The following is a 5501-nucleotide window of genomic DNA, read 5'->3' as shown; positions in this document are numbered from 1 at the left end:
CGCGACCCGCCCGACCTGACCGGCCGGGCCGCGACCCCGCGCGAAGTGACCGGCCGGGCCGCGACCCCCGCGCGAGACGACCGGCTGGGCCGCGACCCCGCGCGAACTGAACGCCGGGGCCCGCCGCGTCGGTTGCCGGTCGCGGTCGCGGTCGCGCGGTCCGGTAGAAACGAGCCATGGCACGCAGCATCGCGACGAACACCCGGGTCGACCGGGCCGCCCTGATCGAGTTCCTCCGGCCCCGGCACCGGGTGGTGCTGATGACCACCCGCGCCGACGGGCGGCCGCAGTCGTCCCCGGTCTCCGCCGGGGTGGACGGCGCGGGACGGCTGGTGATCTCCACCTATCCCGAGCGGGCCAAGGTCACCAACATCCGCCGCGACCCCCGCGTCTCGGCCTGCGTGCTCTCCGACGACTGGAACGGCCCCTGGGTGCAGATCGACGGCACCGCCGAGGTGCTCGACCTGCCGGAGGCGCTGGAGCCGCTGGTGGAGTACTTCCGCAGCATCTCCGGGGAGCACCCCGACTGGGACGAGTACCGGGCGGCGATGCTCCGCCAGGGCAAGTCGCTGATCCGGATCGCCATCGACGCCTGGGGCCCGATCGCCACCGGCGGCTTCCCCGCCCGCCTGGCCGACTGACTCAGTACGCGACCGTGAAGCGCGCGTTCTCGTGGCGCGGGCTCTCGATCTCATCGACGACCGCCACCGCCAGGTCCTCGTAGCTGAGCACCGAGCGCCCCTCGTGGTCGGTGACCGGTTGGTCGGTGCCCGTGCGGTACGTCCCGGTGCGCTCGCCCGGATGGAACTCCAGCGGCGGCGGACAGACGTACGTCCAGCTCACCCCGTCGGCCGAGGAGCGGTAGAAGTCGAGGGCGTCGGCCTGGCCCTGCGCCGCGTCGCGGTACTCCTCGGGGAAGTCCGGCTCGTCGAGGAACCGGGTGCCCTTGGGGGTGAGCAGGGTCGCCCCGCCACCCACGTGGATGATCCGGGGCGCGGCCGGCATGCCGCGCAGTGTGCCGACCAGGGTGCGGGCCGCGTTCAGCCAGAGCCCGCGCTCACCGCCGCCGATCGTCACCACCATGGCGTCGGCGTCCGGCGCCAGCTCCCGCACGCGCTGCCCGCTGGTGGCGTCGGCGGTGACCAGGCTGACCCCCGCCGGCAGGTACGAGGTGGCCGCCGGCCGGCGGACCGCCGCGGTCACCCGGTGCCCCCGGTTGAACGCCTCCGTGGTGACCCGGGAGCCCGCAGTCCCGCCCGCGCCGAACACGACGATGTTGCTCACGTCCCCAGGCTATTGACCGGGCCCGCCGCCCGGCGGCGGAACGGCGATCCCGACCGGGTCAGTCGAGCAGGGCGGAGTAGACCAGTTGGCGCAGCTGCGAGCGGAGGGGCCAGGTGCTCGACGGCATCAGCTGGGTGAAGAAGAGCGCGGTGATCTCCTCCGCCGGGTCCACCCAGAACGCGGTGCTCGCCACCCCGCCCCAGTAGTACTCGCCGACGCTGCTCGGCACCCGGCTGGGGATCGGGTCGTCGACGACGGCGAAGCCGAGCCCGAAGCCGATCCCCTCCAGGGTGGTCTCGGCGAAGCCGCCGGTGGAGAGGGTCTGAAGGTCCTGCCCGCCGGGCAGGTGGTTGCGGGTCATGAAGCGCACCGTGCGCGGCGCGAGCAGGCGTACCCCGTCCAGCTCGCCGCCGCGCAGCAGCAGTTGGGTGAAGCGGTGGTAGTCCGCGGCGGTGGAGAGCAGGCCGCCGCCGCCGGAGAGCAGGGCCGGCTTCTGGTACGCCAGGGCGCCCAGCTTGTCGTAGCGGAACGCCCGGCCGGTGCGCGGGTCCGGCGCGTAGAGCGCGGCGAGCCGGTCGGCGGCGTTGCCCTCGGCCCACCAGTGGGTGTCCGTCATGCCGAGCGGGCCGAAGATCCGGTCGGCGAAGAAGGCGTCGATGCTCTGCCCGGAGACCACCTCGACGAGCCGGCCGAGCACGTCGGTGGCGACCGAGTAGCCCCAGGCCGTGCCGGGCTGGAACAGCAGCGGCAGCTCGCCGAAGGCGGCGCAGGCGGTGTTCAGGTCGACGTCCGCCGGCGGGTAGAGGTCGTAGCCGGCGGCCCGGTAGAGGCCGTCGACCACCGAGGTCTGCATGAATCCGTAGGTCAGCCCGGCGGTGTGGGTGAGCAGGTGCCAGACCCGGATCGGTTCGAGCGCCGGCACCGTGTACGGCTTGAGGGCCGAGCCCTTGGCGTAGACCCGCAGGTCCGCGAACTCCGGCAGCCAGCGGCTGATCGGGTCGGTCAGCTCGAACCGGCCCTCCTCCCAGAGCATCATCGCGGCGACGGAGGTGACCGGTTTGGTCATCGAGTAGATCCGCCACAGGGTGTCCGCCCCGACGGGCACGCCCTGCTCGACGTCGCGCAGCCCGTACGTCGAGGCGTGCGCGACCTCGCCGCGGCGGGTGACGACCACCTGCCAGCCGGGCAGCCGGCCGTCGTCGACGTACCTGCCGAAGTGCTCGTCGATCCGCGCCAGCCGCGCGGGGTCGAAGCCGATCTGGTCCGGGTCGATGCTGCGGGCCACAGTCACGTCGCCGAACCTACCCGCCGGTACGTCAGGGCCGGAAGGGGTCGGGTTGTCGATGGCGGCCACTAGCCTGGCCGGATGCCGGAGCTGACCGAGGACACCACCTTCCGCCACGACGACTGGTACGGCGAGGAGTTGGTCGACCGGCACTTCGTCGGCTGCGAGTTCTTCCACGTCGACCTCACCGAGGCGGTCACCCGGGGCGCGGTCTTCACCGGGTGCACCTTCGGCAACGTCCGGTTCAACGCCTCCCGGCACACCGACTCCGCCTTCACCCGGTGCGTCTTCAAGCGGTGCAACTTCTTCGAGGCCGAGTTCACCGGCTGCAAGCTGGTCGGCAGCACCTTCGCCCAGTGCGACCTGCGACCGCTCACCGTCGACGGCGGCGACTGGTCCTTCGTCGCGCTGCCGGGGGCCGACCTGCGCGGGGTCCGGATCACCGGCGTGCGGATGCGGGAGGTCGACCTGACCGGGGCCAACCTGACCGGCGCGACCGTCACCGGCGTCGACCTCTCCGCCGCCCAACTGCACAGTGCCCGGCTGACCGGGGCGGACCTGCGGGGCAGCGACCTGACCGCGCTCGACCCGATGGTGGTGGAGCGGGTTGGTGCGGTCATCGACGCCGAGCAGGCCGTGGTGATCGCCCAGGCCCTCGGGTTCGAGCTCCGCTGAGGTCGTACGTCCTGCTCAACCTGGCCGCGAAGAGGGCGCTGGCCTGGTTGGCCCGCGCCGACGTGCTGCCTACCTGAGCACTTCCGCCCCCGTCCGCAACCGCCGTACGGGTCGATGTCCGGTACCGTCCGGTAACGAACTGGAAACGTCCGGCCGGTCGATCTGGCGTGGACGTCGGGCCGGTGAAAACGTGAATCGCTCATCAGCGGGAGTCGCGCTCGACGGCCGGACGGTCGGTGGGGAGTGGAGGGTCGGTGGCGGAGGAAGACCTCACGCGGGCGGGCAGCCGGGCGTCACGTCACGGCCGGCGGACCGGCGACCAGCCGGCCGCCACACCCGCCCGGCACCGGTCGACCGTCCCGCAACCGGGGCAGACCCGCGGCGCGCTGCGGCAACTGGGCCGGGCCCGGCAGCGTCGCCGTTGGATGGTCGAAGGGTTGACCGTGCTGGCCTGCCTGGTCGCTCTCGCGTCCTATCTCAACTCCGCCGAACCGGGGCCGGACGAGGAGACCGACGGCGGCGTCCCCGCCGGGGTGGGTCGGCCGAGCGGGTTCCCCGGCACCGAGGGGCGCGACCCGGGCGTCGGCCAGGCCACCCCGGGCCTTCAGCCCCGACAGCGCCCGCCGAGTGCGTCGCCCTCCCCGTCCGTGTCCCCGACGCCCGCCGCTCCGCCGGTGCGTCCGCTGCTCACCGTCAGCACGGCCGAGGTGCCGGCCGCGGTGGACCTGACCGCCGTGGGCACCCGGGACTGGGTCCACTGGGGACTGCGCGGTGGTGACTCCACGGTCCGCAAACGCGGCGGCTCCGGCGAGATCCGGGACGAGGGCGGCGCCGGCACCCGCGGCGGCTGGGACGACAACCAGGAGACCTTCGGTTGGCGCGACGGCGCACCGGTGGAGTCGGTGAGCGGCTCCGCCCACGGGGTCTACACCTGCGGCGCCGGCAGCGGTTTCGCGCTCGCCGTCGTCGGCAGCGGCGAGCCGCGTACGGTCCGCCTCTACGCGGGGGTGTGGATGGCCCGGGGGCGGCTGGACGCCCGCCTCTCCGGCGGCGGCCCGACCAGGACGCTGCGGGTCGAGGATCCGCACACCAGCAGGTCCACCGAGTTCACCGTCCGCTTCCAGGCGCCGAAGGGGACCCGGTTGGTGCTGACCTGGACGGTGGAGGAGGCCTTCAGCGACGACTGCGGCAGCGTCGGCGTCCAGGCGGTCGCGCTGCGCTGAGGCCTCGGCGGCACGGTCGCGGGCCGGCGGCGGTGCTCGTCGTGGGTCGCGGTCGCAGCCGGTTCACCGGGTGGCCGGCCCCGGCCGGGAGTAGCGTGGTCGCGACGATCGGACGAACCGGGAGGGCCGATGACATCGGGCGAGCAGGTGCTGGACAGCCCCGCGGGCTGGGTGGCGGACCACATCCGACGGTACGTCGAGACCGGCGGCGCCGAGGGGCACGAGTGGCGGCCCGGGGTCTTCACCCTGCTGCTGACCACCCGGGGCCGGCGCAGCGGCCAGCTGCGACGCACCGCGCTCATCTACGGCCGCGACGGCGACGCCTACCTGGTGGTCGCCTCGCAGGGCGGTGACCCGAAGCACCCCGCCTGGTACCTCAACCTCCTCGACGAGCCGCAGGTCGAGGTGCAGGTGGGCGCCGAGGTGTTCACCGCCCGGGCCCGGACCGCCACGGCCGAGGAGAAGCCCCGGATGTGGTCCACGATGACCGCCATCTGGCCGGCCTACGACGACTACCAGACGAGGACCGACCGGGAGATCCCGGTCGTCGTGCTCGAACGCGTCTGAACCCGGCCGCCCGACCGTGGGCGCGAGCCGGTGCCCGCTGAACCGGCGGGACAGTTTGTCCGTCGCGCTGCGTCGATCCTGCCGTAGCTTTCTGCTGTCCGCGCCCGACCATCCTCAGTGGAGGCCCCGCCGATGAGCAGCACCACCACCCGCATCGTCCGCCCGTCCGCCCCGCGTGGCGGCGGAGAGTCGTCCGGGGAGGTGCTCCGGGACATCCCGCTGCCGCCGTACGTCACCGTCGAGGACGCCCAGTTCGCCGTGCGGGCGGTAGTGGTGCACGCGCCCCGGCGCTGGTCCGGCGGGACGGTCTGCCGCAACGACGCCAGCCCGCACCCGTGCCGGCTGCACCGCTGGGGCGCCCGGGTGCTGGCGCTGCGCGGGCTGCGCGCCGCCGAGATCGCCGCGCTGATCGAACGGGGCGACCCGGCCGCCGTCGTGCCGCACCGCCCCGGCGCCTGAGCCGCGTG

At 74.0% G+C, this 5501-nt stretch carries 7 protein-coding genes; 5 read left to right on the top strand and 2 right to left on the bottom strand.

The features are described 5' to 3' along the window. The first annotated feature begins 176 nt into the window (after nt 1-176). A complete protein-coding gene (locus NCC78_RS26760; RefSeq protein WP_250797940.1) occupies nt 177-641 on the top strand; it encodes a PPOX class F420-dependent oxidoreductase in 465 nt (154 codons plus the stop codon). A 1-nt stretch (nt 642) separates the two neighbouring features. Here the strand turns inward: NCC78_RS26760 and NCC78_RS26755 are convergent, their stop codons facing one another. Together NCC78_RS26755 and NCC78_RS26750 are read right to left on the bottom strand one after the other, a co-directional pair. Continuing rightward, entirely contained in the window at nt 643-1284 is a 642-nt protein-coding gene (locus NCC78_RS26755) for an NAD(P)-dependent oxidoreductase (protein ID WP_250797938.1), read from the bottom strand. 58 nt (nt 1285-1342) lie between these two features. After that, nucleotides 1343-2575, bottom strand: coding sequence for a serine hydrolase domain-containing protein (locus NCC78_RS26750; RefSeq protein ID WP_250797936.1), 1233 nt, complete (start codon nt 2573-2575; stop codon nt 1343-1345). 75 nt (nt 2576-2650) lie between these two features. Here NCC78_RS26750 and NCC78_RS26745 point away from each other — a divergent pair, with 75 nt between their 5' ends. The 4 genes from NCC78_RS26745 to NCC78_RS26730 all read left to right on the top strand — a co-directional run bounded on the left by NCC78_RS26745 (nt 2651) and on the right by NCC78_RS26730 (nt 5493). Further along, complete coding sequence (locus tag NCC78_RS26745; protein ID WP_250797935.1) at nt 2651-3244, top strand: pentapeptide repeat-containing protein; 594 nt, start codon at nt 2651-2653, stop codon at nt 3242-3244. 254 nt (nt 3245-3498) lie between these two features. Beyond that, nucleotides 3499-4467, top strand: a complete 969-nt coding sequence (locus NCC78_RS26740; RefSeq protein ID WP_250797933.1) for a hypothetical protein — start codon at nt 3499-3501, stop codon at nt 4465-4467. Between the two features lie 129 nt (nt 4468-4596). Continuing rightward, nucleotides 4597-5034: a nitroreductase family deazaflavin-dependent oxidoreductase gene (locus NCC78_RS26735; protein ID WP_250797931.1), complete on the top strand. Its 438-nt coding sequence runs from the start codon at nt 4597-4599 to the stop codon at nt 5032-5034. Between the two features lie 132 nt (nt 5035-5166). Beyond that, nucleotides 5167-5493, top strand: a complete 327-nt coding sequence (locus tag NCC78_RS26730) for a hypothetical protein (protein ID WP_250797930.1) — start codon at nt 5167-5169, stop codon at nt 5491-5493. The last annotated feature ends 8 nt before the right edge of the window (nt 5494-5501 follow it).

This window comes from Micromonospora phytophila, assembly GCF_023656545.1.
In the GTDB taxonomy this organism is placed as follows: domain Bacteria; phylum Actinomycetota; class Actinomycetes; order Mycobacteriales; family Micromonosporaceae; genus Micromonospora; species Micromonospora phytophila.
This window is presented reverse-complemented; position numbering and strand designations above follow the sequence as displayed.

Excerpts from the sequence above, each read along its gene's own strand:
- NCC78_RS26735 (WP_250797931.1), top strand. The coding sequence starts at position 4,597 with ATGACATCGGGCGAGCAGGTGCTGGACAGCCCCGCGGGCTGGGTGGCG.
- NCC78_RS26760 (WP_250797940.1), top strand. The coding sequence starts at position 177 with ATGGCACGCAGCATCGCGACGAACACCCGGGTCGACCGGGCCGCCCTG.
- NCC78_RS26730 (WP_250797930.1), top strand. The coding sequence starts at position 5,167 with ATGAGCAGCACCACCACCCGCATCGTCCGCCCGTCCGCCCCGCGTGGC.
- NCC78_RS26745 (WP_250797935.1), top strand. The coding sequence starts at position 2,651 with ATGCCGGAGCTGACCGAGGACACCACCTTCCGCCACGACGACTGGTAC.